Here is a 24,901-nt window from a genome sequence, read left to right as displayed (position 1 = left end):
TTGTTGCACTGATACCCGATGGTGCAGATACTCTTCTAGATTTCTCATGATTCAGCATCAAGGCCGCGCCCTTTGCAGGCACGGCCTTGTGTCGCGCTGCACCTAGCGGCTACAGATCCCGTCAGAAGTCATACCGCGCCCCAACCATCATGCTGCGCGACGGCCCGTAGAAGTTGAACGTGGAGGTCGAGCCCACCCGCGACAGGTAGTCCCGGTCGAACAGGTTATTGACGTTGAAGGTGGCGGTCAGCTTCGAAGTCACCGGGTACGACAGCATCGCGTCCACCGTCGCGTAGCCCGGCGCGTCGATACGCACGCCGCCGTTTTCGGAGTAGAAGTTGCTCATCGCGGAAATTCCGCCACCAATCGCCAGGCCGGTCAGCGGCCCTTGGCTGATGGTGTACTTGCTCCAAAGCGAAGCCTGGTTGCGCGGCATGATGAAGAACGTGGTTTCGGCGTCACCCTTGACGGTTTCGGTCTCCATCCAGGTGTAGCCAGCCAGCAGTTCCCAATTCGGCGTCAGCTTGCCGCTCACTTCCACTTCCGCGCCCTTCACGCGGGTCTTGCCGGATGCAACGGAATCGGTAGTGGCCACACCATCAGCATCGTACAGGGTGGTAGCGCGGTTCTTGTCGGTCAGGCGGAACACCGAGAAGCGCGTATTCAAGTCGCCGCCAAAGTAGCTGCTCTTGAGGCCGAACTCGTACTGCTCGCCTTCACGCGGTTTCAACACCCGGCCACTGCTGTCGGTGTCGGATTGAGGCTTGAAAACCTGCGAGTAGCTAGCGTACAGCGCGTGGTTCTCGGTCAAGTCATAGACCAGGCCCCCGTACGGGGTGAAGTGGCCGTCCACACGCTTGCTGTCATTGGTCGATGCACCGCTGGTCAGGGTGGTGGTGTAGAAATCACCGCGGTACCAACTGAAACGGCCACCGGCAATCAGCGCAAGGCGCTCGATCGGACGGAAGGTGACCTTGGAATAAAGGCCGTATTCCTCTTCCTGCATGCCGGTCTCGGTGCTGTAGTTGGGCGACGGTTTGGCGAACTGTTTAGGCGAGTAGGTGTTGACGTTGATGGCACCCAGGTTGGTGGTGCCGTTGAGATACTCGGTGTCGTAGTTCTTGTAATCGCTGCCCACCACGAACTCGCTGACCTGGCCGAAGGTTTCGAACGGCTGGCTGTAACTGGCGTCCAGCGAGTAGGTGTCCTGGGTGAAATCGCGGGCGCTGGCGCGTTCGGAGTTGGCGCCTGTGGTGGCATTGGTTGCAGTGAAGGCGTACAGGTAGTTGGTGTCGCGGTGCGAGCCACGGGCCGCGACACGGCCGTAACCGCCATTGTCGAAGCGGTGGGTCAGCTCGGCGACCAGGTCGGTGGTCTTGCCGTCGAAGTAGTTCCAGTCGGCGCCCAGGAAACGCGAATGGCTGAAGTCGGGCACCTCGCCGGCCAACGTGGCCGGGTAGCCGTTGTGCGGGGTGATGTTCTTCACTTCGTGCATCAGGCCGAACGACAGCGTAGTGGCGTCGTCCAGGTCGATATCCAGCGCACCGTAATAGCTGTTACTGGTGTTGGCGTTGTAGTCCACTTCGCCATTGGTGTCGTCACGGGATGCAATGAAGCGCCCGCGCACGCGACCGGCGGCGTCCAGCGGGCCGCTCAGGTCGATTTCTTCATGGTTGGTGTCCCAGGTGCCGTAGCTGCCTTCGATGTGGCCCTGAAACTCGGCGGTCGGGCGCTTGCGTACCATGTTGACGATACCGCCCAGTTCGCTGGTGCTGCTGAACAACCCGGCCGGGCCGCGCATGATTTCGACACGGTCGAACGCGGCCAGCGACGGTACGGTGCCAAAGATGCTGGCCATGGGGGCCGGCAGGCCATCGATGTTGAATTCGCTGTACTCGTAGCCACGGGCGTAGATCGACGAACGGCCGCTGTCGTTGGTCAGGGTGCGCAGGCCGGCGGTGTACTTGGCCAGGTCATCCAGATGTACGAACTGGCGATCCTTGACGTAGTCCTGGGTGTAGACGGTGATCGACTGCGGGATGTCCTTGAGCGCTGCCGGCGTCTTGGTGCCCACGGTAGCGGCATCGACGCTGTAACCGCCGGTTTCCTCCGAAGGCAGCATGTCGTACAGGCGGTTGCCTTCGATGGTCAATGCAGGCAGATCAAGCGAGTTGTCTTCAGCCGCCGTCTGGGCCGCTACCGTTTCGGCCACCGCCGATAAAGAAAACGGTGCCAGCAACCCCAGCGCCAGCCATCCCCGAACCCGCTGCAAGCTGCCCACACTTTTGAAACCGGTCATGACACACCCTTCGCCCAAATGATATTGAATCGCAAACGAAACAAGTTGCTTTTTGCGAACGATACCGGAGCGAAAACCAGGGTGCAGCAGGATTAACCTTCTTAACACATCAAGGCGTTGCCCTTTCCCTGCAGCCAGTGGGATGATTCGCAACTGATAAAAGTTCTCATCAAGGCTCGCCGTGCCCACCTCACTTCTCCTTGCCGAAGACGACCCACGCCTGCTTCAGGACCTGGACCGCCATTTCCGCAATCGCGGTTTCCTGGTGCACGCCTGCGCCAGCGGCACCCAGGCCCTGAATGCCATACAGCAATCGCAGTTCGAACTGGTGCTGCTGGACATCATGCTGCCAGGCATCGACGGCCTCAGCCTGCTCGACGCCCTGCGCCGCCAGCAGGCAGTGCCGGTCATGCTGATGTCGGCACTAGGGGCCGAGCAGGACCGCATCAGCGGCTTCACCCGTGGTGCAGACGACTACCTGCCCAAGCCCTTCAGCCTGGCGGAGCTGGACGCACGGGTGGATGCCTTGCTGCGTCGCGTGGCATTCGATCGTGGTACGGCGCTGCGTGCCGACGTGGGGGAGGTGATGCTGGACCACGACCGCCAGGACGTTATCCACAACGGCAACGCCGCTGGCCTTACCGCTTCCGAATTCCGCTTGCTGGTCACGCTGCTGGCCCACCCCGACGAAGCGTTGAGCAAGCCATTCCTGTACCAGACCGTGCTGCACAGGGCCTATACCCGACTGGACCGAGGCCTGGATGTGCATGTGTGCAACCTGCGCCGCAAACTGGCCGACATCAATGCCCAGCACCTGCAGATCCAGGCCGTGCGTGGCCAAGGGTACATCCTGGTCGACACGGATCAGGCCTGATGCGTCGCCACCCGTTGCTGTGGAAACTGGCCTTGCTACAAGTCAGCTTCTGCCTGTTGCTGATCTGGCTCATCTGGACCTGGGGCCTTTCGGTGGAGCGCAGTACCTATTTTCTATCCCAGGCCGACCAGGACTACCTGGCGCGTTATGCTCAACAGGCCGAACAGGCGTGGGAGCAGGACGGCGCAGCCGGCACCGAAGCCTGGCGCAAGCAGGTGGCACGGGCCGAGGACACCTGGGTGGCCGTGATAGGTCCACACCTTCAGAGCCTTGGCACCACGCCGCTGAGCGCCGAGGAAGCCAGCCACCTGACATTCATGCGCAAGCTCGACTGGCCGATGAGCCGGCGCCTGCAGGATGAACTGCCCTACGTCAGCATCGAATTTCCGCAACACCCCGAGCATGGCCGCCTGGTGCTGCAACTGCCCGAACGGCTGCTACCCACAGGCCTGACACCCTGGACCCATGTGGTCACGCATGGCGTTGCCCCCGCACTGCTGGCCCTGCTGCTAGGCCTTGCGCTATACCGGCATCTTGTCGTGCCGCTGAACCGCCTGCGCGACCGCGCCGACGCCCTGCGGGCCGATGATCTGGACAGCCCCGCCCTGCCCCTGCAGGAGCGGCGTGATGAGCTGGGTGAGCTGGCTCAGGCCTTCGAGCACATGGCCGGGCGCCTGCGCCAGAGCCTTGAGCAACAGCGCCTGCTGTTGCGCACGCTGTCTCACGAATTGCGCACACCTCTGGCGCGGCTGCGCATCGCCCATGACAGCGACTTGCCACCGCCGCAGCTGCGCGAGCGCCTGGACCGTGAGGTGGCCGACATGCAGAAGCTGCTGGAAAACACCCTCGACCTGGCCTGGATGGACACCGAACAGCCCAGCCTGGCGACCGAGCCGGTATTGGTGCTTTCCGTGTGGGAAGCCTTATGCGAGGACGTCTGCTTCGAAAGCGGCTGGGACCGTGCGCGCCTGCCGTGTTCACTTGGCACCGACTGCCTGGTGCAGGCCCATCTGGACAGCCTGGCCCAGGCCCTGGAAAACCTGTTGCGCAATGCCATTCGCCACTCGCCGACCGAAGGCCAGGTCAGCCTCGATGGCTGGCGGGAGGGCGCATACTGGCACCTGCGCCTGAGCGACCAGGGGCCAGGCGTACCTGATACCGACCTAGAGCGCATCTTCAAGCCCTACCAACGCCTGGCCGACAGTGGCGCAGGCTTCGGCCTGGGCCTTGCTATCGCCCGTCGCGCCATCGAACTGCAAGGCGGCCGGTTGTGGGCCAGCAATGGGCACCCGGGCCTGTGCCTGCACATGACCTTGCCTGCGGCCTGAGACTGTTTAGAAAGTTAATGCGCTTTACGCTCGATCGGGACTGGTTATCATCTGGGCGCTCAAGCCTTGCGCTCCATGCAAAGCCCTGACGAGACGCCTGATGAGCAAGAAGAACCTGATGCTGGCCTTGGCACTTGCCCTGGCGGCCCCTCTTGTCCTGGCACAGCCCGAGCATGACCAGAAGATGGACACGTCGGTGCTACGGCGCCAGGACCTGGCCTATCACTTCAGCCAGTTTGATCTGGACTCGGCCGATGGCCTGCGTCACTACCGCCTGTGGGTTGGCAAGCCGAATCGTCCAGCGCCGGCATCGGGGTACCCGGTGCTGTGGATGCTCGATGGCAATGCTGCGCTGGGGACGCTGGATCAGCAGCAACTGGACAGGCTCGCCGCGGGCCAGGCGCCCCTGCTGGTGGCGGTGGGTTATCGGACCGAACTGCGCATCGATAGGGCCGGCCGCACGCTGGACTACACCCCGGCGCTGCCGGAGCAGGTGCAGCAGCGTGATCCGCTGACCGGCCAGCCCAGCGGCGGGGTCGATGCGTTCCTGAAGCTTCTGACCGGGCGCATGCGCACGATGGTGTCGGCTGTGGCGCCGGTCGATCCGCAACGACAGACGCTGTGGGGGCACTCCTATGGTGGCCTGGCCGTGCTTCACGCACTGTTTACGCGCCCCGGCGAATTCTGCCTTTACGCGGCTGCCAGCCCGTCACTGTGGTGGCGCGATGGCGTGATTGTCCGGGAGGCGCAAGGACTTCCCTCACGCCTGGGCGGGGCGCGCCCGCGCCTGCTGCTGATGCGCGGCGGGCAGGAGCCCGCCAACCCGCATGGTTCGCCGCACGAGGACGACGAGTTGCCTGCGCGCCGCCTGGCGGCAGATCTGGCCGCGATCAAAGGCCTCGACGTGCGCTATGAGCGCTTCGACGGTCTGGGGCATGGGCCCATGCTGGCCGCCTCCCTGCGCAGGGTGATCGAAGGCATGTCTGGCCAGTGACCAGCCCTGCGCCTGTCCGACTCAAGGTTGCGCATACTTGAGCACGTACAGGCACAGTTCCCGGTAGACATCCACAGGCAGCTGCGACATCAGCTTCTGAGCCTGGCCGAGGGTTTTGCAATTGAGTTCGGCCATCGTCCGACGGTGTTTCAAACCCAGCAGGCCGGCATGCACCACCTGCGCATACTGAATATAGGAACAGGGGAAATCGGCCTGGGGGCTGCGCTGGACCTTGAAGTTGATCTTCAGGTCTGCTCCGCGGAAGAATGCCCTGCCCTGGTAGGTCTGCTGGGGCACGAGGAGCCCTTTTTCAGGACAGGTGCTGTGACAGACCGGCAGGCTATTCCTGTCTGTCTCCAGGCCACGTCGATAGATCACGATTTCGGAACCCGGCACCTCGACACAGGCGTTTTCGAAAGCATCGATGATGGCCCTGCCATTGATTTGCGCCTCTTCGATCTGCGTCAGGCTGACCACACGCTCGATCTCCTGATTGCCAACGCTGTTGACCACACGGTCCAGGGTCGACCAGTGGCTGAATTCTTTCTGACACGCAATCAGATGGACCTCGCTCTGATAGCCCTGCCGGGCGGCTTCAGGTGGAAAATCAGCGAAATGAGGGCTGTCGAGCGCGGTCTCCATGATGATGTTGTATTTGTTTTCCATCGCATACGTGCAAATCATTGCCCCCAGGCGCCAGATGAACGACTCGGTATGCTCATAGACATGCAGCACGCCTTTGTCTTCCATCGCCCGATAATGAGGGTGCAGTTCACGAAAATGGGTTTCGTAAAGGCGAACATAATTGTCGTAGCGCCCGCTCTTCAGCAGCGTTTTTTCCAACAAGTACGTCTTACCCGAGCCTTGTGTACCGGCAATGATGAGCATTTTGGGCTTGAGCACGCCGTCGACGTAGTCGCGCTTCTTCTCGAACAAAGTGTCGACGACCTTTCTGAATGCGAGATGGAGATCGGTATCGGTAAAAGGATAGAGAGAGGACATGACGGTTCGTTTCCTTGGTTTGCCAATGTGACCGTCACGAAGGTAAGCGCTGCGGCAGGTGAGAAAGGAGTAGATGGTTACTGCTGCAAGTCTCGCCGAAGGTAGTAGCACCGCGGGTTGCCACTGGGGTGGCACTGTGCTGTATGCTTGGCCGGTCTTCAGGGCGGGGTGTAAGTCCCCACCGGCGGTAAATCGAAAGATGAGCCCGCGAGCGCCCCGACCATGTCGGGGGTCAGCAGATCTGGTGCAACTCCAGAGCCGACGGTCATAGTCCGGATGAAAGAAGGCGTCATGCAGGGGCCATCCGGGCGCCCTTGCGCGCGCATTTTGTTCGCCCCGAGACGTTCATCGATCATTCACGAGGAGCGTTTCATGTTCACCCAGCACCACGCGCAATTCCCCAATGTTTCCGCCGCCATCGCCGCCTTCCAGGCCGGGCGCCCTGTACTGTTGCTCGACGATGACGACCGCGAGGACGAAGCGGACATCATTGCCGCCGCCGAGAACATTTCGCTGCAGACCATGGCCATGATGATTCGCGATTGCAGCGGCATCGTCTGCCTGTGCCTGGACGAAGCCACCGTCGACGAACTGCAGCTGGCACCCATGGTGCAGAACAACCAGGCCCGCCACGGCACCGGTTTCACCGTCACGATCGAGGCGGCCGAAGGTATCACCACCGGGGTTAGCGCCCAGGACCGCATCACCACCATTGGCGCAGCACTGCGCTCCAGCGCCGAACAGCGCCATATAGTCAGCCCGGGGCATGTTTTTCCGCTGCGCGCCCGCAATGGCGGGGTGCTGACCCGCCGTGGGCATACCGAAGGTTCGGTGGACCTGGCGCGCCTGGCCGGCCTGCGCCCGGCAGCGGTCTTGTGCGAGCTGATGAACCCCGATGGCAGCATGGCCCGTGGTGAGCAGGTGGCGGTATATGCACGGCAGTACAATTTGCCGGTGCTGACCATCGAGGAGCTGGCGCGGTACCGTGAGGCAATGCTGGAACGGGAAGCAGAGCCGGCCTGATCCACCGAACCGGGACGCTTTGCGGTCCTTGTGCGAGCGGCCCTTTCGCGACACAGGGCCGCTCCCATATCGGTCTGCATCAGCCGATGCAGCTGCCGGAAGTTTGCTCCCCCCGCCCCGCTCTGCTAGTGTCGCGCCGTTCTGAATGCCACCGAGACAGTCGCCATGGCCCGCAAAAAAGCCTCCCTCGATTTCGAGCAATCCCTCGCAGACCTGCAAGCACTGGTCGAGCGCCTGGAGAACGGCGAGTTGTCGCTGGAAGAGTCGCTGGCCGCCTTTGAACAAGGCATCGCCCTGACCCGTGACTGCCAGGGCGCCCTGGCCCAGGCCGAACAGAAGGTGCAAATTCTGCTGGAGCGCGACGGCGAACTGGCTGCCCAACCCTTCGACGCGGAGCCGGAAGCATGATTGGCACCTACCAGGCCAGTTGCCAGGCGCGCGTCGACGCAGCACTCGAACCGCTGTTCATCGCCCCGAGCAAAGAGCTGGAACGCCTTTACGCCGCCATGCGCTACAGCGTGATGAACGGCGGCAAACGCGTGCGCCCGTTGCTGGCCTACGCGGCCTGCGAAGCCTTGGGCGCCCCGGCCGAACAGGCCAACGGTGCAGCCTGCGCGGTCGAGCTGATCCATGCTTACTCGCTGGTGCATGATGACCTCCCGGCCATGGACGACGACGACCTGCGTCGCGGCCAGCCGACCACCCACAAGGCGTTTGACGAAGCGTGCGCCATCCTTGCTGGCGACGGTTTGCAGAGCCTGGCTTTCAGTGCCCTGCTCGACCCTTGCCTGAGCCCTCAGATCGACAGTATTCGCCTGGCCATGGTTCAGGTGCTGGCCAAAGCTGCCGGCCCGGCCGGCATGGTTGGCGGCCAGGCCATCGATCTCGGTTCGGTGGGCCAGAAGCTGGACCAGCAGGCGCTGGAGTTCATGCACCGGCACAAGACCGGCGCGCTGATCGAAGCCAGCGTACGCCTCGGCGCCCTGGCCAGTGCCCGTGCCGAACCAGCGCAGCTGGATGCCCTGCAGACTTATGCACAGGCCATTGGCCTGGCATTCCAGGTGCAGGACGACATCCTCGACGTGGAAAGCGACACTGCTACCTTGGGCAAACGCCAAGGTGCAGACATAGCGCGTGACAAACCGACCTACCCGGCCCTGCTGGGACTGGAAGCCGCCAAACTCTATGCAATCGAACTGCGCGACCAGGCGCTGGCCGCACTGCAAGGGTTCGGCGAAAAGGCCGAGCCGCTGCGGGCCTTGGCGCGTTATATTGTCGAACGCCGTAACTAAACAGCTTCACCTATCCCTGTAGGATCGGGTTTACCCGCGAATGCGATCTTGAATTTGCCGACGCATTCGCGGGTAAACCCGCTCCTACAGGGGGCCGCGTAACCTGTGGTCGAATGGGCACTTTTCCCACAATGGGGTAAACTGCCGCGTCTTCACACACCTATAACGACTCGCCTGATGCCCACGACGTTTCAAGAGATCCCCCGCGAACGCCCGGTCACGCCGTTGCTCGACCGCGCTGACACGCCTGCCGGCCTGCGCCGGTTGGCCGAAGCCGACCTGGAAACGCTGGCCGACGAACTGCGCCAGGAATTGCTCTACACCGTTGGGCAGACCGGTGGGCATTTTGGTGCCGGTCTGGGCGTCATCGAGCTGACCATCGCCCTGCACTACGTGTTCGACACCCCGGACGACCGGTTGGTGTGGGACGTGGGGCACCAGGCCTACCCGCACAAGATCCTCACCGGGCGCCGTAACCGCATGCTCAGCCTGCGCCAGAAGGACGGCATCGCGGCCTTCCCGCGCCGCAGCGAAAGCGAGTACGACACCTTTGGCGTTGGCCACTCCAGCACCTCGATCAGCGCCGCGCTGGGCATGGCCATTGCTGCCCGCCTGCAGAACAGCGCACGCAAGTCGATTGCGGTGATCGGTGATGGCGCGCTGACCGCCGGCATGGCATTCGAGGCGTTGAACCACGCCCAGGAAGTCAATGCCGACATGCTGGTGATCCTCAACGACAACGACATGTCGATTTCGCGCAATGTCGGCGGCCTGTCCAACTACCTGGCCAAGATCCTTTCCAGCCGCACCTACGCGAGCATGCGCGAAGGCAGCAAGAAAGTGCTGTCGCGGTTGCCAGGCGCCTGGGAAATTGCCCGTCGCACCGAGGAATACGCCAAGGGCATGCTGGTGCCGGGCACGCTGTTCGAAGAGCTGGGCTGGAACTACATCGGCCCGATCGACGGCCACGACCTGCCCACCATGATCGCCACCCTGCGCAACATGCGCGACCTGAAAGGCCCGCAGTTCCTGCATGTGGTGACCAAGAAGGGCAAAGGCTTCGCCCCTGCCGAGATTGACCCGATCGGCTACCACGCCATCACCAAGCTGGAGCCGGCCGACAAGCCCGCCGCGCCGAAGAAAGCCAGCGGCCCCAAATACTCCGCGGTGTTCGGCCAGTGGCTGTGCGACATGGCCGCCGCCGACAACCGCCTGGTGGGCATTACCCCGGCAATGAAGGAAGGCTCGGACCTGGTCGACTTCAGCGAGCGCTACCCTGAGCGCTACTTCGACGTTGCGATCGCAGAGCAACATGCCGTGACCTTGGCGGCCGGCATGGCCTGCGAGGGCAGCAAGCCGGTGGTGGCGATCTACTCCACCTTCCTGCAGCGTGCCTACGACCAGCTGATCCACGACGTGGCGGTGCAGAACCTCGACGTGCTGTTCGCCATCGATCGCGCCGGCCTGGTCGGCGAGGATGGCCCGACCCACGCCGGCAGCTACGACCTGTCGTACCTGCGCTGCATCCCGGGCATGCTGGTGATGACCCCCAGCGACGAGAACGAACTGCGCAAGATGCTCAGCACCGGCCACCTGTACAACGGCCCGGCCGCTGTACGGTACCCGCGTGGTACCGGCCCGAATGCGCCGATCAGCGGTGACCTGCAACCACTGGAGATCGGCAAGGGCGTGGTCCGCCGCCAGGGCGAAAAAGTGGCCCTGCTGGTGTTCGGCGTACAACTGGCCGAGGCCATGCAAGTGGCCGAACAGATCAACGCCACGGTGGTCGACATGCGCTTCGTCAAGCCGCTGGACGAGGCGCTGGTGCTTGAGCTGGCAGGCAGCCATGAGCTGCTGGTAACCATCGAAGAAAACGCCATCATGGGTGGCGCAGGCGCTGCGGTGGGTGAGTTCCTTGCCAGCCAGGCAGTGCTCAAGCCGCTTCTGCACCTGGGGCTGCCGGATATCTATGTCGAGCATGCCAAGCCTGCGCAAATGCTGGCTGAGTGCGGGCTGGATGCGGCCGGGATCGAGGCTTCGGTGAAGGCCCGCATGGCCAAGCTCGGGCTCTAGGGCCCTTTCGCGGGTAAACCCGCTCCTACGACGGCCTGCGCCCGATCACCGATGTGTGCCCACTGTAGGAGCGGGTTTACCCGCGAATACGATAGCGGCGGCAAAGGTGAACGACTGGTGAAAATTGGCCAGCAGGACCGGCCCTTTCGCGGGTGAACCCGCCTACGACGGGCTGCGCCCGATCACCTAGGTGTGCCCACTGTAGGAGCGGGTTTACCCGCGAATACGGTAGCGGCAACAACGGTGAATGACTGGTGAAAATTGGCCTGCAGGCCCGGCCCTTTCGCGGGTGAACCCGCTCCTACGACGGGCTGCGCCCGATTACCGATGTGTGTCCACTGTAGGAGCGGGTTTACCCGCGAATACGGTAGCGGCGGCGACGGTGAACGGCGGGTGAAAATTGGCCAGCAGGACCGGCCCTTTCGCGGGTGAACCCGCTCCTACGACGGACTGCGCCCGATCACCTATGTGTGCCCACTGTAGGAGCGGGTTTACCCGCGAATACGGTAGCGGCGGCGACGGTGAACGGCGGGTGAAAATTGGCCAGCAGGACCGGCCCTTTCGCGGGTGAACCCGCACCTACGACGGCCTGCGCCCGATCACCGATATGTGCCCACTGTAGGAGCGGGTTTACCCGCGAATACGGTAGCGGCGGCAACGGTGAACGGCGGGTGAAAATTGGCCAGCAGGCCCGGCCCTTTCGCGGGTAAACCCGCTCCTACGACGGGCTGCGCCCGATCACCGATATGTGCCCACTGTAGGAGCGGGTTTACCCGCGAATACGGTAGCGGCGGCAACGGTGAACGACGGGTGAAAATTGGCCAACAGGCCCGGCCCTTTCGCGGGTGAACCCGCTCCTACGACGGCCTGCGCCCGATCACCGATATGTGCCCACTGTAGGGGCGGGTTTACCCGCGAATACGGTAGCGGCGACAACGGTGAACGGCGGGTGAAAATTGGCCAGCAGGCCCGGCCCTTTCGCGGGTGAACCCGCTCCTACGACGGCCTGCGCCCGATCACCGATATGTGCCCACTGTAGGAGCGGGTTTACCCGCGAATACGGTAGCGGCGGCGACGGTGAACGACGGGTGAAAATTGGCCAACAGGCCCGGCCCTTTCGCGGGTAAACCCGCACCTACGGGGACAGCACAGTGCTGTGGAAATACTTTGGAACTGCCCATGAAAAAATTAGCCTGTACCACGATTCTCTGTGCCCCTACATTCCTTCTGGCCGCTGAGCGCGACGACGCTCTCAAACTCCCCGACGTGCTGATCAGCGCCAGCCGCCAGGTCGAATCGCGTACCGCCACCAGCGCTGCCAACACGGTCTTCACCCGCACCGACATCGACCGCCTGCAACCCACCAGCGTTACCGACCTGCTCTCCCGCGTGCCGGGCGTGCAAGTGGCACCTACCGGTGGCCGTGGCAGCCTGCCGGGCATCTTTATCCGGGGCACCAAGGCCGCGCAAAGCCTGGTGCTGGTCGATGGCGTGCGCATCGCCAACGCCACCTCGGGCGACAGCGGCCTGCAGTTTCTGGACATCGACCAGATCGAGCGCATCGAAGTCCTGCGCGGCTCGCGCTCAGCGGTGTACGGCAGCGATGCCATTGGCGGGGTGATCCAGATCTTCACCCGACGCAGCAATGGCCCCGGCCCGCAGCCACGCCTGCGCATGGCCGCCGGCAGCAACCAGACATTCCAACGCAGCCTGGGGCTTTCTGGCGGCAACGACTCGACCCGCTTCAACCTTGGCGCCAGCCTGGATGAAACTGCCGGTATCGACTCGACCGGGCCATCCTTCGCCAGCGATGGTGACCACGACGCCTACCGCAACAAGGCGTTGAACCTGAGCCTGAGCCACACCTTCAGTGAGCGCTTCGAGGCCGGCTTGAACCTGCTCGACAGCCGTGGTCGCCGCGAATTTGACGAGCCGCGCGGTGCAAGCCCTCAGGTGCCGTATTCGAACTTCGCTGTCAGCAGCATCGGCAGCTACTTGGATGCCCAGGTCACCGAGCAGTGGAGCACTCGGTTTGAGCTGGCCCACAGCGAAAACCGCGATGAAAGCCGAGACAAGCTCAGCCACTCAAGCGCACCTTTCAATACCTACCGCGACCAAGCAACTTGGCAAAACAACCTAGCCCTGGGTGAACACAACAGCCTGCTGTTGGGTAGCGACTGGTACGAAGACCGTGTCCATGCGAGTGAGGACTTCACGGAAGACAGCCGCTGGAATCATGCGCTGTTCGTCCAGCATCGCTTTCATGGCGAATACTTTTCCACCGAGCTTGGCCTGCGCCACGACAAGAATCAACAGTTTGGTGGGCAGACCACCTGGAGCGGCAGCCTGACGCTACCGCTGAACGAGGCCAATGATGTGTTGCTGTCGTACAGCGAAGGTTTCCGCGCCCCCACCTTCAACGACCTTTACTTCCCCGGCTACAACAACCCGGAGCTCAAGCCCGAACACTCGAAAAGTTATGAGTTGCAATGGCGCAGCCAACTGAGCAAAAACAGCAAACTGGAGGCCTCGCTATACCGCACCGACCTGCGTGACGCGATCGAATACAGCGAACGACCCGAGAATGTCGGCACCGCGCGCATCGACGGTTTCGAGATAGCCCTGAGCCAAGAATGGAACAGTTGGACGTCTCAACTGGGCCTGGCACTGATCGACCCGCGCAACAGGGAGAATGGCCATACCCTACCTCGCCGAGCACGGCGCACCTTGAACCTGGACGTAGACCGCCAGTTCGACCGCTTCGCTGTTGGCGCTACCTGGCAGGCAGTCAGCAGCAGTTACAACGATGAAGGCAATAGTGACCCCATTGCAGGCTACGGCATCGTGGGCCTGCGCGGAAGCTGGGTAGCAAGCCGCGAGCTTACGCTCGACCTGAAGCTGGACAACCTGCTGGGAAAGCAGTACAGCCGCGTCCACTACAACCACCAGGGCAACGACTACGGCTATCGCGAAGAAAGACGCACTTGGCTCTTGAGCATCACCTGGACACCGGCGCTTTAGCGTCCAGCAACGCACACAAGCGGGCGGTGGCTTCGATCATCTGCCCGCTGGGGCGCTCCAGCCCTTTGTCCGGCACCACCAGCAGACGCCCATCAGCCACCGCCCGAATCTGCGGCCAGGCCTTCCAGCTGGCCAGTTGCGCCTCATCAGCTGCCAGGATGACCTGCGGATTACGCAGCAGCACGGACTCCACATTCACCTGTGGCGCCGGCTGGCCAAGGTCGGCGAACACATTGCGCGCCCCGCACACGGCCAAGGCGTCGGTCACCACCTGACGGCCACCGAGCGTGTACAACGGCCGATCCCAGACTTGATAAAACACCTGCAAGGGTTCGTCACGCCGATACTGCTGGCGCAGCTGCTGCAGCCGCTCACGCAGGGCTCGCGCGTATGAATGGCCTTGCTCGGTACGCCCGACACGCTCGGCAATGGCCTCGATCTGCTCGATCAGCTGGCTGATGTCATGGGGTTCGGCGCTGAAGGTGGCGATACCCAGGCGCTTGAGTTGGTCGCGCTGGGCCGGCGGCACACTGCCTGGCCACAGCAGCAACAGGTCGGGGCGCAGGCTGAGCAGGCGCTCCATGTCCAGTTGCCCTTGGCGCCCGACCGAAGGCAAGTGGCGCAGTGCAGCCGGCCGTTCGCCGCCATCGAGCACGCCCACCAGCAGGTCGTCGGCCTGCAGCTCAAGCATGATCTCGCTCATCGAGGGGGCCAGACTGACGACACGTAGCGGTTCTGCAGCCAGTACGGTGCAGGCGAACAACGCCAGCAGGCCAGGTAGCAGTCGCATCAGCCCAGCTGGCGCGGAATGCGATAGAGGTACAGCACTACAACGGTAGACACTGCGAGGAGGATCTGCGGCACTGCCTCCAGGCCGACCAGCACCGACAATGCGGCAACCCAAGCCGGGAAGCAGGCATACAGCATGGCCATGCGCCGCACCCGCGCCAGTTCGATCCAGGCAGTGGCTTCTTCGCCCGTACCGAGCACCTTTGAGGTGGCAATAAGTGCGCGCTTGTAGGCACCGAAGCGCGGCAGGCTGAGGAACATGGTGGCCGCACCGGCGATGAACAGTGGCATTGCCAACACCGGGATCAGTGCATCACCACCCCCAAAGGCCCAAGCCATGACTGGCAGCGGCACCAGGCCCACCGCCAGGTACTGCCACCAGGCCAGCGCCAGGCGCCGCTTGACCTCGGCGCGGGTCACGCCTGGGGCACCTCGCCCTGGTGTTCGTTGCCCAGCATGTGGCCCAACTTGCCGGCCTTGGTCGCCAGGTAGTAGCGGTTGTGCGGGTTATGCCCGGTGTGCAGCGGCACACGCTCGGCAACCACGATGTTCATGTCGGTCAGGGCTTTGACCTTGCGCGGATTGTTGGTCATCAGGCGCAGCGACTTGACGCCCAGGTGCTCGAGCATCGGCAGGCATATGGCGTAGTCACGCTGGTCGGCAGCGAAGCCCAGGCGCTCGTTGGCTTCGACGGTGTCGGCGCCGCCATCCTGCAGCTCGTAGGCGCGGATCTTGTTCAGCAGGCCGATGCCACGGCCTTCCTGACGCAGGTACAACAGCACCCCACGGCCTTCGCGGGCGATGGCCTGCAGCGCGGCTTCCAACTGCGAGCCGCAGTCGCAACGCTGGCTGAACAGTGCATCGCCGGTCAGGCACTCGGAATGCAGGCGCCCCAGTACCGGCTGGCCGTCCGCGATATCACCCAGGCTGAGCACCACATGCTCACGGCCTGTGGCTTCATCGAGAAAGCCATGCATGGTGAAGGTCGCGAAGGGCGTCGGGAGTTTAGAGGCGGCAACAAAGACGACGGGCACGTTGTGCTCCTGGAGTAAGTAGGAAATTTCTCGTGGGCCGATTGTATCAGCAGGTTGGGGAATGTGGGCTGGCTGTATACAGTGGCTTAAGATCGAAAAGTTCGATACTTATTAAAAGCCATCGCTCAACCCCAAGCCCGCAGCCCAAGAGGGCCGCGATATACCTTGGTGTATTCGGCCTCAGTGTGGGTGACTGTCCGCGCTGAACGGATAGGGCTGTTTCCAGTGCTCGAAAATCGGCTTCAGTTCGCCGCTACGTATCAGCTCCTTCATGCGCTTGTCGAACAGCTCGCACAGAGCCTTGGCCTGGTCGTTACGGGCAAAGGCCAGGTACAACGGCAACTCGGCCACATGGGTACGGCGGAAACGCTCAGGGTGAGAGGTTTGCCCGAGCACGTAGTCGACCTCGGTCAGTGCGTCGATGTAGTAGTCCACCCGGTCATGCTCGAGCATCGGCAGAATGCCCTCGCGACGCTGGATTTCGCGGAATTCGCGCACATTGGGCAAGTAGCTGCCGTAATCATAACCACGCACCCAGGCCAACCGGTACTTGCCGATGGTCTCCAGGGTAGGCACAGGTTTGCTGGCCAGCCCCAGGGCATAGATATGGTCCATGTCGAAGTGCCAGCGCGGGTACAGGTTGTCGTCGTTCTCTTCCTTGTACGAGCCGACCCAGGCATCAGCCTCGCCGCGTTTGACCAGGCCAACCGCCCGGCTGTAGGGCGCGCTCTGGGTAACCACCTCGACTCCGGCCGGTTCGAACACTTTGCGCAGCACATCCCAGGCCACCCCGGTACCGTCGGCATTGGTGTAGTCGAGCCACTCCTCGCTAACCAGATGGATCTGTTTCGGCATGCCCTCGGCAGCCGTCACCCACGGGGCAACGCTCAGCAGCATTGCCAGCAGTACAGTCCTTAAGGCCATTCACGCACTCCCTGTTTCAGGCAACCGCCCACACCAGAACCTGCATGCCCAGCCAGGCAAACACGCCGGCCAGGATATCGTCGAGCATGATGCCGACGCCCCCATGCACATGGCGATCGATCCAGCGAATCGGCCACGGCTTGAGGATGTCGAAGAAGCGGAACATCAGGAACCCTGCCAACAGCCACTGCCAGCCCTCCGGCACCAGCCAGAGGGTGATCCACATGCCGACAATCTCGTCCCAGACAATGCCTTCATGGTCGTGTACGCGCAAATCATTGGCAACTTTGCCGCACAACCAGAAGCCAAACAGCATGCTCACGCCGAGCAACAACCAGTAGCCCCAGTCGGGCAGCAGCTGCCACAAGGGGATGAACGGTATGGCGACCAGCGAGCCCCAGGTACCCGGAGCCTTGGGCAGAGTGCCGGAACCGAAGCCAAAGGCGATGAAGTGCCACGGGTTGCGCCAGACCGAAGGCGGAACGAACTCCGCAGGCACCTGGTTGGGGTGATCGGTCACGGTCTCTCCCTAAAGTGTTGATAGCCCCGCTGGACGGGGGTTATGTCCTGGCCCTGTGAGTCGCGCAAGGTCACACCCTGCCCTTCGAGCACACGACCAATGATATGTACCTCGATGCAACCGAGACCAGCCAAGGGCGCCAGCGCTTCGGGCGGCAAGGTGAAGGCCAGTACATAGTCGTCGCCACCGGTGAGTGCTGCCTGCAACGCCGCTTCGCGCCCGAGGAATGCCTCTAAGGCAGGAGACACTGGCACCTGCGCCAGGTTCACCTCCAGCGCCACGCCGGAGGCCTTGGCGATATGCCCGCAGTCAGCGAGCAGGCCATCGGAAATGTCCAGGGCCGCAGTGGCCTTGCCACGCAGCAGAGCCCCGAGGGTGAGCTGCGGCATCGGTGACCAGTAATGAGCCAGCAGCGGCTCGGCCTGCGCGGCAGGCGCCTCGCGCTCACCCAGCACCAGCGGCAAGGCACCGGCGGCCTTGCCCAGCGAACCACCAACACACAACAGATCACCCGGCCTTGCACCGCTGCGGCGCAAGGCCTGGCCAGCCGGCACGCGGCCGAACACGGTCACGGTGATGCTCAACGGGCCGCGCGTGGTGTCACCACCGATCAGGCTCATGCGGCAACGGTGGGCCATGCGACCAAGGCCGTCGGCATAGGCCGCCAGCCAGTCAGGGCCAACGTCAGGCAGGGTCAGTGCGAGGGTGAAGCCGATTGCAGTCGCACCCATGGCTGCCAGGTCACTGGCCGCCACAGCCAACGAACGCTGGCCAAGCAGCAACGGATCGCAAACAGCAGGAAAGTGCACCCCGGCGACCAGGGTGTCGGTCGACACCGCCAGTTGCTCACCGGGGGGAAGGTCCAGCAGGGCGCAGTCGTCGCCGATACCCAGCGCCACGCCCTCGCCGCCCTGCGCACAGGGCGCTGCGGCGAAGTAATGGTTGATCAGCTCGAACTCACCCATGGCCAGGCAGCGCCAGGATCAGCGCTTGTTCGCCTTGACTTCTGCTTCACGCAGCGCCGGGGCGAGCTTGTCCAGTACGCCGTTGACGAACTTGTGGCCGTCAGTGGCACCGAAGACCTTGGCCAGTTCCACACCTTCGTTGATCACGACGCGGTAAGGCACGTCGACGCGTTTGATCAGTTCCCAGGTGGACAGGCGCAGCACAGCCAGCTCGACCGGGTCGAGCTCTTCCAGTGCGATGGTCATGCAAGGCACCAGCGCTTTGTCGATTTCGCCCTTGATTGCCGGGACCCCATGCAGGATCTCGCGGAAATAGGCACCGTCGACATCGGTGAAATCGTTATCCACCCGGAACTGCGCTTCGATCTCGTTCAGCGAATGCTGGGCCATGTGCCACTGGTAGAGGGCCTGGGTCGCGAGCTTGCGGGCTTCGCGGCGCTTGGCGCTCTTGGAGGGCTTGCCGGCATCCGCAGGTTTTGGATCGCGCGGGTTGAAACGATCGCTTTCGTCGCTAATCACTTGGCCTCCAACTGCGCCAGCAGGCTGACCATTTCCAGTGCGGACAGGGCAGCTTCAGCACCTTTGTTGCCGGCTTTGGTGCCAGAACGCTCGATGGCTTGCTCGATGGAGTCGACGGTCAGTACGCCGAAGGCCACCGGAACACCGAACTCCATGGACACCTGGGCCAGGCCCTTGGTGCACTCGCCCGCCACGTATTCGAAGTGCGGGGTACCGCCACGGATCACGGCGCCCAGGGCGATGATCGCGTCGTAGGCGCCTTGCTGGGCGACCTTCTGTGCCACCAGCGGGATCTCGAATGCACCCGGGGCACGGATGATGGTGATGTCGCTTTCGCTGACACCGTGGCGTACCAGGGCATCAACGGCACCGCTTACCAGGCTTTCGACAACGAAGCTGTTGAAGCGGCCAACCACCAAAGCATAGCGACCTTTGGGGGCGATGAAGGTACCTTCGATGGTCTTCAGGGTCATTCCGATATTCTCATCTTCAAGAGCGAGGCCGCATACAAGCGGCCTCGACAGGGGTCTGGACTCGAGCAGAGGGCGTCAATGCCGCCTCAAGTCACTCGGAGGGCACGTATTCTACAACTTCCAGATCGAATCCGGATATCGCGTTGAACTTCATCGGCGAACTCATCAGGCGCATCTTGCGCACACCGAGGTCGCGCAGGATCTGCGAACCGGCACCTACAGTGCTGTAGGTAGTCGGTGCCTTGGCCGGTGCATCGCCCGCGCTTTCGCGGATGTGCGCCAGCAGCACGTCGCCGTCCAGAGGGTGCCCCAGCAGCAGCACCACGCCACTGCCGGCTTCGGCCACTGCGGCCATGGCCGCGCGCAGGCTCCAGCGGCCTGGCTGCTTGACCAGCAGCAGGTCGCGCAGCGGGTCCATGTTGTGCACGCGCACCAAGGTCGGTTCTTCCGCGCAGATCTTGCCCAGGGTCAAGGCCATGTGCACGTCGCCTTCGACCGCGTCACGGTAGGTGACCAGGTTGAACTCACCCAGCTCGCTCTCCACCGATTGCTCGGAAACACGCTGCACGGTGCGCTCGTGGATCATGCGGTAGTGGATCAGGTCGGCAATGGTGCCGATCTTCAGGCCGTGCTCGGCGGCGAACACTTCCAGTTCGGCGCGGCGCGACATGGTGCCGTCGTCGTTCATCACTTCGCAGATCACGCCGCTTGGCTCGAAACCGGCCATGCGCGCCAGGTCACAGGCGGCTTCGGTGTGGCCGGCACGCGCCAGCGTACCGCCTGGCTGGGCCATCAGCGGGAAGATGTGACCAGGGCTGACGATGTCTTCGGCCTTGGCGTCCTTGGCAGCGGCAGCCTGCACAGTGCGTGCGCGGTCGGCGGCGGAAATACCGGTGGTGACGCCCTCGGCGGCCTCGATCGACACGGTGAACTTGGTGCCGAAGCCCGAGCCGTTGCGCGGCGCCATCAACGGCAGCTTCAGCGTTTCGCAACGCTCGCGGGTCATCGGCATGCAGATCAGGCCACGGGCGTGCTTGGCCATAAAGTTGATGTGCTCCGGCTGGCAGCATTCGGCCGCCATGATGATGTCGCCTTCGTTCTCGCGATCTTCGTCATCCATCAGGATGACCATTTTGCCCTGGCGGATGTCTTCGACCAGTTCTTCGATGCTGTTGAGCGCCACGCGGCACCCCCTTCTCAATCAGGATTTCAAGAAGCCATTGGCGGCCAGGAAGCTTTCGGTAATGCCACTGCCCTTGCTCGGTTCGGCGGCCTTGTCACCCAGCAGCAAGCGCTCCAGGTAACGGGCCAGCAGGTCGACCTCAAGGTTTACCCGACGCCCTGCACGGTAATCGGCCATGATGGTTTCGGACAGAGTGTGCGGGACAATGGTCAGCTCGAATTCGGCGCCATTGACCTCATTGACCGTCAGGCTGGTGCCGTCGACGGTGATCGAACCCTTGTGGGCGATGTACTTGGCCAGTTCCTTCGGTGCACGCACGCGGAACTGGATGGCGCGGGCGTTATCGCTGCGCGAAATGATTTCGCCAACCCCGTCGACGTGGCCGCTGACCAGGTGCCCGCCCAGGCGGGTAGTGGGGGTCAGGGCTTTTTCCAGGTTGACCTTGCTGCCGCTCTTGAGGTCGATGAAGGCGGTGCGCTTGAGGGTTTCGACGCTGACATCGGCCCAGAAGCCGTCGCCCGGCAGTTCTACGGCCGTGAGGCAAACACCGTTGACGGCGATGCTGTCGCCGAGCTTGACGTCCCCTAGGTCGAGCTTGCCGGTTTCTACGTAGACGCGCACGTCACCACCCTTGGGAGTCAGGCTGCGGATGGTGCCGATGGATTCGATGATGCCGGTGAACATGGGGTCTTCCTCAAAAACGGTTTGCGCGGGGCAAGCCCGGCATTATACGCCGGGCGCTGGCAGGGGGATGGCCGTGACCCGCCAGTCATCGCCCACTGCGCGCATTTCGGTAATTTTCAGCCGTGGTGCTTCGCTCATCTTGTCCATCGGCCAGTCCAGCAGCGGCCGGGCCTGAGAGCCGAGGAAGGTGCCAGCGACGAACAGCTGGTACTCATCGACCAGGCCTTGCCGTGCAAAGGCACCGACCAGGCCGGCACCGGCTTCCAGCAGGATTTCGTTGACGCCGCGGGCGGCCAGGGCGTGAAGCAGCGCCCCCAGGTCGACCAGGCCATTGTCGCCCGGCAAGCTGAGCAATTCGTGGCCGGCAGCGGCATAGCGCGGGTCATCTGCGACAGCAGTCACCACCAGAGCCGGGCCGGCCTGGAAGAACGGCGCCGCCAGTGGCAGGCGCAGACGGCCATCGACCAGCACCCGCAAGGGTGTGCGGCTAAGAGCCAGGGCAGTAGTTTCGGCATCCAGGCCCAGCTCGGCACCACGCACGGTCATGCGTGCGTTGTCTGCCAGCACGCTGGCGGCGCTGGTCAGCACCACGCTGGAGCGGGCGCGCAAGCGCTGCACGGCTGAGCGGGCGGCCGGGCCGGTGATCCACTGGCTTTCACCACTGGCCATGGCGGTGCGGCCGTCCAGGCTCATGGCCAGCTTGGCGCGAACGAACGGCAGGCCGTGCTCCATGCGCTTGAGGAAGCCTGGGTTGAGGGCGCGAGCCTCGGCTTCGAGCACCCCGCTGGCCACTTCGATTCCGGCTTCGGCCAGGCGCCGCAGGCCCTGTCCCGCCACTTGCGGGTTAGGGTCCTGCATGGCTGCGACTACACGCGCCACACCGGCCTTGACCAGCGCTTCGGCACACGGCGGCGTACGGCCATGGTGGCTGCATGGCTCCAAGGTGACATAGGCACAAGCACCCCGGGCAAGTTCACCGGCCTGGCGCAGGGCATACACTTCGGCATGTGGCTCGCCGGCGCGAACGTGCCAGCCTTCGCCAACCACTTCGCCATCACGCACGATCACGCAGCCTACGCGCGGGTTCGGGTGGGTGGTGTACAGGCCTTTACGCGCCAGCTCCAGCGCACGGGCCATGTAGTGGGCGTCAAGGATGGCGGCTTGGCTGGGCATGTTCACTCTTTAGCTGGCTCACGGGCCAGGCGGTCGATTTCTTCGCGGAACTCGTCGAGGTCCTGGAAGCGCCGGTACACCGAGGCAAAGCGGATATAGGCCACTTCATCGAGTTTGCGCAACTCGGCCATGACCATTTCACCGACCACCAGCGATTTGACTTCGCGCTCGCCCGTGGCACGCAGCCGGCTCTTGATGTGCGCCAGCGCAGCTTCCAGGCGCTCGACGCTGACCGGACGCTTTTCCAGGGCCCGTTGCATGCCAGCGCGCAGCTTTTCTTCGTCGAAGGGTTGGCGCGTGCCGTCCTGCTTGATCAGCCGGGGCAGCACCAGCTCGGCGGTTTCGAAGGTGGTGAAGCGCTCGCCGCAGGCCACGCATTCACGGCGGCGGCGCACCTGCTCGCCCTCGGCGACGAGGCGAGAGTCGATGACCTTGGTGTCGTTGGCACCGCAAAAGGGACAGTGCATGGTGGCAGGCAACAAAAAAAGGGAGGGCCATGGTAGCGCATTGCACTGGCAAGACAAGCCAAAGGGGTTAACATCCATGGGAAATATGCCCGTGAAGGACTCCCCCATGCACTACCGAGCGCTCGTCGTGCTGTGCTGCGCCGCTTTGCTTGCCGCCTGCGGCAGCGACAGGCCAAAGACCGACAACCCGGCGCCCGCGCCAGCCCCCTCGGCCAAGGCCGAAGTACCGGGCCCGTTGCCGGCTTACCAGCGCGAGCTGAGCGGCACCTTGCTGGAAATCCCGGCGGGTGCCGAGGTGGAACTGGCCTTGCTGGTGATCGACGAGCGCGACCGCCCGCAGCGCCTGCTGGCCAGCAGCAACCTGACCGGTACCGGCCAGGCGCTGCCCTACCACCTGCGTTTCAACCCCGAAGCCTTCCCGCCCGGTGCCCGGGTCGAACTGCGTGGCCGCGCCAGCAACTCCGGCCAGCTGATCATGCACCTGCCCCCGGTGCGCATTACCCAGGCACAAACCCAGGCCACCGGCCCGCTGCGTTTCGAGAAGGCGCCTTAAGTGATGCCGCTGGCCCTGCAACAGGCCCTCAGCGGCCTGATCGGCGAAGCGCGCCTGATCGTCAGCGAACTGCCCGACTGTGACCTGAAGCTATGGCTGATCGACGACCAGAACATGGATCGCGCCTTCAGCAGCGAAGAAACCCGACGCATTCTTGAAGAACCTCCCTATTGGAGCTTCTGCTGGGCCAGTGGGCTGGCAATGGCCCGCTACCTGGCCGAACGCCCGGAATGGGTGGCAGGCAAGCGCGTGCTGGACTTTGGCGCCGGCTCTGGTATCGCCGGCATTGCTGCTGCACGCGCCGGTGCACGGGAAGTGGTGGCCTGCGACCTCGACCCGCTGGCCCTCGCTGCCTGCCGTGCGAATGCAGCACTGAACGGGGTGACACTAAGCTACAGCAGCGATTTTTTTGCCGAGGAAGACCGTTTCGACCTGATCCTGGTTGCCGATGTGCTGTACGACCGCGCCAACCTGCCGCTGCTGGATGCCTTCCTGAGCCGCGGTCGGCAGGCCTTGGTGGCCGACTCGCGGGTACGCGACTTTCGCCACCCGTTGTACCAGCAATTGGGCGTGCTCGAAGCACTGACCCTGCCGGACCTGGCCGAGCCACACGAATTCCGCCGGGTCAGCCTGTACCACGCCAGCCGCGACACCTTATAGTGGTGCCATACACGAGTTTGCGAGAGTCGCGATGACCCAAGACACGCCTTACATTTTCGACGCCACCGATACCAACTTCCAGCAACTGGTGATCGAGAACTCCTTCCACAAGCCGGTGCTGGTGGACTTCTGGGCCGAGTGGTGCGCGCCGTGCAAGGCGCTGATGCCTTTGCTGGCAAAGATTGCCGAGGGTTACCAGGGCGAACTGCTGCTGGCCAAGATCAACTGCGACGTGGAGCAACAGGTGGTTGCCCAGTTCGGCATCCGTAGCCTGCCGACAGTGGTGCTGTTCAAGGACGGCCAGCCGGTGGACGGTTTTGCCGGGGCACAACCGGAGTCGGCGATCCGCGCCATGCTCGAGCCGCATGTACAAATGCCCGCCGCGCCCACCGCCGCGCCACTGGAGCAGGCAAAGGCACTGTTTGCCGAAAGCCGTTTTGCCGAAACCGAAACGCTGCTACAGGCGCTGCTGGGTGAGGACAACAGCAATGCCGAGGCGCTGATCCTGTATGCCCGCTGCCTGGCCGAGCGTGGTGAGCTGGGCGAAGCGCAAGTGGTGCTGGATGCGGTCAAGACTGACGAACACAAAGCTGCACTGGCCGGTGCCAAGGCCCAGCTGACCTTCCTGCGCCAGGCTGCCAGCCTGCCGGAAGTGGCTGACCTTAAAAGCCGTCTGGCGCAGAACCCGCAAGACGACGAGGCGGCTTATCAGCTGAGCATTCAGCAACTGGCTCGCCAGCAGTACGAGGCGGCGCTGGAAGGTCTGCTGAAGCTGTTCCAGCGTAACCGTGGCTACGAGAACGGGCTGCCGCAGAAGGCGCTGTTGCAGGTGTTCGAGTTGCTGGGTGGCGATCACCCGCTGGTTGGTGTTTATCGTCGCAAGCTGTCGGCGGCGATGTTCTGAGTGACCTTGAAGCCTGCGCTGGACCTGTTGGAGCGGGCATGCCCGCGAAGAAACCGACACAGTGGATGGCACCGGCTCTGCCGGTGTTCGCGGGTAAACCCGCTCCTACGGGTGACCGCGCAGGCGTTTCAATTTTCAAGCAAGACA

25 protein-coding genes and 1 riboswitch are annotated in these 24,901 nt (G+C 63.3%); of the genes, 11 read left to right on the top strand and 14 right to left on the bottom strand.

All coding sequences use genetic code 11. The features are described from left to right. Nucleotides 1-121 precede the first annotated feature (121 nt). Entirely contained in the window at nucleotides 122-2,299 is a 2,178-nt protein-coding gene (locus tag ACI7M0_RS02665) for a TonB-dependent siderophore receptor (RefSeq protein ID WP_129932098.1), read from the bottom strand. Nucleotides 2,300-2,480: 181 nt separating this feature from the next. On the opposite strand from ACI7M0_RS02665, the gene ACI7M0_RS02660 reads away from it, so the two are divergent. The 3 genes from ACI7M0_RS02660 to ACI7M0_RS02650 all read left to right on the top strand — a co-directional run bounded on the left by ACI7M0_RS02660 (nucleotide 2,481) and on the right by ACI7M0_RS02650 (nucleotide 5,495). Beyond that, complete coding sequence (locus ACI7M0_RS02660) at nucleotides 2,481-3,173, top strand: response regulator transcription factor (RefSeq protein WP_104960708.1); 693 nt, start codon at nucleotides 2,481-2,483, stop codon at nucleotides 3,171-3,173. Beyond that, the gene (locus ACI7M0_RS02655; protein ID WP_064492922.1) at nucleotides 3,173-4,501 is read left to right on the top strand and encodes a sensor histidine kinase; all 1,329 of its coding nucleotides are present in this window, start codon (nucleotides 3,173-3,175) and stop codon (nucleotides 4,499-4,501) included. Before ACI7M0_RS02660 ends, ACI7M0_RS02655 begins: the two co-directional genes overlap by 1 nt. Before the next feature lie 100 nt (nucleotides 4,502-4,601). Further along, nucleotides 4,602-5,495 (top strand): alpha/beta hydrolase, encoded by an 894-nt coding sequence (locus tag ACI7M0_RS02650; RefSeq protein WP_121160963.1) that lies wholly within the window; start codon nucleotides 4,602-4,604, stop codon nucleotides 5,493-5,495. 21 nt (nucleotides 5,496-5,516) lie between these two features. On the opposite strand, the gene ACI7M0_RS02645 is transcribed toward ACI7M0_RS02650, so the two are convergent. Continuing rightward, the gene (locus ACI7M0_RS02645; protein WP_129932097.1) at nucleotides 5,517-6,497 is read right to left on the bottom strand and encodes a zeta toxin family protein; all 981 of its coding nucleotides are present in this window, start codon (nucleotides 6,495-6,497) and stop codon (nucleotides 5,517-5,519) included. 150 nt (nucleotides 6,498-6,647) lie between these two features. After that, a riboswitch (FMN riboswitch) is annotated at nucleotides 6,648-6,789 on the top strand. Between the two features lie 80 nt (nucleotides 6,790-6,869). Between ACI7M0_RS02645 and ribB the strand changes: the two genes are divergently transcribed. From ribB to ACI7M0_RS02620, 5 genes are all read left to right on the top strand, one after another. Next, nucleotides 6,870-7,520 carry a 3,4-dihydroxy-2-butanone-4-phosphate synthase gene (gene ribB, locus ACI7M0_RS02640; RefSeq protein WP_020192444.1) on the top strand — a complete coding sequence of 217 codons (651 nt, stop codon included), beginning with the start codon at nucleotides 6,870-6,872 and terminating at the stop codon, nucleotides 7,518-7,520. Nucleotides 7,521-7,685: 165 nt separating this feature from the next. Then, the gene (locus ACI7M0_RS02635) at nucleotides 7,686-7,928 is read left to right on the top strand and encodes an exodeoxyribonuclease VII small subunit (protein ID WP_003255380.1); all 243 of its coding nucleotides are present in this window, start codon (nucleotides 7,686-7,688) and stop codon (nucleotides 7,926-7,928) included. Next, nucleotides 7,925-8,812 carry a (2E,6E)-farnesyl diphosphate synthase gene (gene ispA, locus ACI7M0_RS02630; RefSeq protein WP_020192445.1) on the top strand — a complete coding sequence of 296 codons (888 nt, stop codon included), beginning with the start codon at nucleotides 7,925-7,927 and terminating at the stop codon, nucleotides 8,810-8,812. The genes ACI7M0_RS02635 and ispA overlap by 4 nt, the downstream gene beginning before the upstream one ends. 177 nt (nucleotides 8,813-8,989) lie before the next feature. Continuing rightward, entirely contained in the window at nucleotides 8,990-10,885 is a 1,896-nt protein-coding gene (gene dxs, locus ACI7M0_RS02625) for a 1-deoxy-D-xylulose-5-phosphate synthase (protein ID WP_104960704.1), read from the top strand. Nucleotides 10,886-12,064: 1,179 nt separating this feature from the next. Further along, nucleotides 12,065-13,906 (top strand): TonB-dependent receptor domain-containing protein, encoded by a 1,842-nt coding sequence (locus ACI7M0_RS02620; protein WP_129971881.1) that lies wholly within the window; start codon nucleotides 12,065-12,067, stop codon nucleotides 13,904-13,906. Here the strand turns inward: ACI7M0_RS02620 and ACI7M0_RS02615 are convergent. The 12 genes from ACI7M0_RS02615 to nrdR form a co-directional block, all read right to left on the bottom strand. Continuing rightward, nucleotides 13,884-14,696 carry a cobalamin-binding protein gene (locus ACI7M0_RS02615; protein ID WP_064492916.1) on the bottom strand — a complete coding sequence of 271 codons (813 nt, stop codon included), beginning with the start codon at nucleotides 14,694-14,696 and terminating at the stop codon, nucleotides 13,884-13,886. The genes ACI7M0_RS02620 and ACI7M0_RS02615 overlap by 23 nt on opposite strands. Further along, a complete protein-coding gene (locus tag ACI7M0_RS02610; protein ID WP_020191402.1) occupies nucleotides 14,696-15,115 on the bottom strand; it encodes a hypothetical protein in 420 nt (139 codons plus the stop codon). Before ACI7M0_RS02610 ends, ACI7M0_RS02615 begins: the two co-directional genes overlap by 1 nt. Then, complete coding sequence (gene ribA, locus ACI7M0_RS02605; protein ID WP_003255389.1) at nucleotides 15,112-15,729, bottom strand: GTP cyclohydrolase II; 618 nt, start codon at nucleotides 15,727-15,729, stop codon at nucleotides 15,112-15,114. The genes ACI7M0_RS02610 and ribA overlap by 4 nt, the downstream gene beginning before the upstream one ends. Nucleotides 15,730-15,909: 180 nt before the next feature. Next, on the bottom strand, nucleotides 15,910-16,653 hold the full coding sequence (locus ACI7M0_RS02600) for an ABC transporter substrate-binding protein (protein ID WP_104960701.1): 744 nt from the start codon (nucleotides 16,651-16,653) through the stop codon (nucleotides 15,910-15,912). A gap of 16 nt (nucleotides 16,654-16,669) precedes the next feature. Then, the gene (locus tag ACI7M0_RS02595) at nucleotides 16,670-17,173 is read right to left on the bottom strand and encodes a phosphatidylglycerophosphatase A (protein WP_010951803.1); all 504 of its coding nucleotides are present in this window, start codon (nucleotides 17,171-17,173) and stop codon (nucleotides 16,670-16,672) included. Continuing rightward, nucleotides 17,170-18,138, bottom strand: coding sequence for a thiamine-phosphate kinase (gene thiL, locus ACI7M0_RS02590; protein ID WP_010951802.1), 969 nt, complete (start codon nucleotides 18,136-18,138; stop codon nucleotides 17,170-17,172). Before thiL ends, ACI7M0_RS02595 begins: the two co-directional genes overlap by 4 nt. Nucleotides 18,139-18,156: 18 nt before the next feature. After that, the gene (nusB, locus tag ACI7M0_RS02585) at nucleotides 18,157-18,657 is read right to left on the bottom strand and encodes a transcription antitermination factor NusB (protein WP_003255393.1); all 501 of its coding nucleotides are present in this window, start codon (nucleotides 18,655-18,657) and stop codon (nucleotides 18,157-18,159) included. Further along, nucleotides 18,654-19,130 (bottom strand): 6,7-dimethyl-8-ribityllumazine synthase, encoded by a 477-nt coding sequence (ribE, locus tag ACI7M0_RS02580; protein WP_003255395.1) that lies wholly within the window; start codon nucleotides 19,128-19,130, stop codon nucleotides 18,654-18,656. Before ribE ends, nusB begins: the two co-directional genes overlap by 4 nt. Nucleotides 19,131-19,221: 91 nt before the next feature. Beyond that, complete coding sequence (ribBA, locus tag ACI7M0_RS02575; protein WP_003255398.1) at nucleotides 19,222-20,313, bottom strand: bifunctional 3,4-dihydroxy-2-butanone-4-phosphate synthase/GTP cyclohydrolase II; 1,092 nt, start codon at nucleotides 20,311-20,313, stop codon at nucleotides 19,222-19,224. A gap of 18 nt (nucleotides 20,314-20,331) precedes the next feature. Further along, the gene (locus ACI7M0_RS02570) at nucleotides 20,332-20,997 is read right to left on the bottom strand and encodes a riboflavin synthase (RefSeq protein WP_003255399.1); all 666 of its coding nucleotides are present in this window, start codon (nucleotides 20,995-20,997) and stop codon (nucleotides 20,332-20,334) included. Between the two features lie 42 nt (nucleotides 20,998-21,039). Next, nucleotides 21,040-22,170, bottom strand: coding sequence for a bifunctional diaminohydroxyphosphoribosylaminopyrimidine deaminase/5-amino-6-(5-phosphoribosylamino)uracil reductase RibD (gene ribD / locus ACI7M0_RS02565; protein ID WP_129932204.1), 1,131 nt, complete (start codon nucleotides 22,168-22,170; stop codon nucleotides 21,040-21,042). 2 nt (nucleotides 22,171-22,172) lie between these two features. Continuing rightward, complete coding sequence (gene nrdR / locus ACI7M0_RS02560; protein WP_003255402.1) at nucleotides 22,173-22,637, bottom strand: transcriptional regulator NrdR; 465 nt, start codon at nucleotides 22,635-22,637, stop codon at nucleotides 22,173-22,175. A 106-nt stretch (nucleotides 22,638-22,743) separates the two neighbouring features. On the opposite strand from nrdR, the gene ACI7M0_RS02555 reads away from it, so the two are divergent. From ACI7M0_RS02555 to trxA, 3 genes are read left to right on the top strand one after another with little or no spacing between them, the layout of a single operon-like run. Next, the gene (locus ACI7M0_RS02555) at nucleotides 22,744-23,190 is read left to right on the top strand and encodes a YbaY family lipoprotein (protein ID WP_020191400.1); all 447 of its coding nucleotides are present in this window, start codon (nucleotides 22,744-22,746) and stop codon (nucleotides 23,188-23,190) included. A 3-nt stretch (nucleotides 23,191-23,193) separates the two neighbouring features. Then, nucleotides 23,194-23,850 (top strand): methyltransferase, encoded by a 657-nt coding sequence (locus tag ACI7M0_RS02550; protein WP_064492914.1) that lies wholly within the window; start codon nucleotides 23,194-23,196, stop codon nucleotides 23,848-23,850. 31 nt (nucleotides 23,851-23,881) lie between these two features. After that, nucleotides 23,882-24,754 carry a thioredoxin gene (gene trxA / locus ACI7M0_RS02545; RefSeq protein ID WP_010951799.1) on the top strand — a complete coding sequence of 291 codons (873 nt, stop codon included), beginning with the start codon at nucleotides 23,882-23,884 and terminating at the stop codon, nucleotides 24,752-24,754. Nucleotides 24,755-24,901: the final 147 nt, after the last annotated feature.

This window comes from Pseudomonas sp. 10(2024), from assembly GCF_045164175.1.
GTDB lineage: Bacteria > Pseudomonadota > Gammaproteobacteria > Pseudomonadales > Pseudomonadaceae > Aquipseudomonas > Aquipseudomonas alloputida.
Note: the sequence above shows the minus strand (reverse complement) of the source record. Positions and strands in the feature narration are given on the sequence as shown.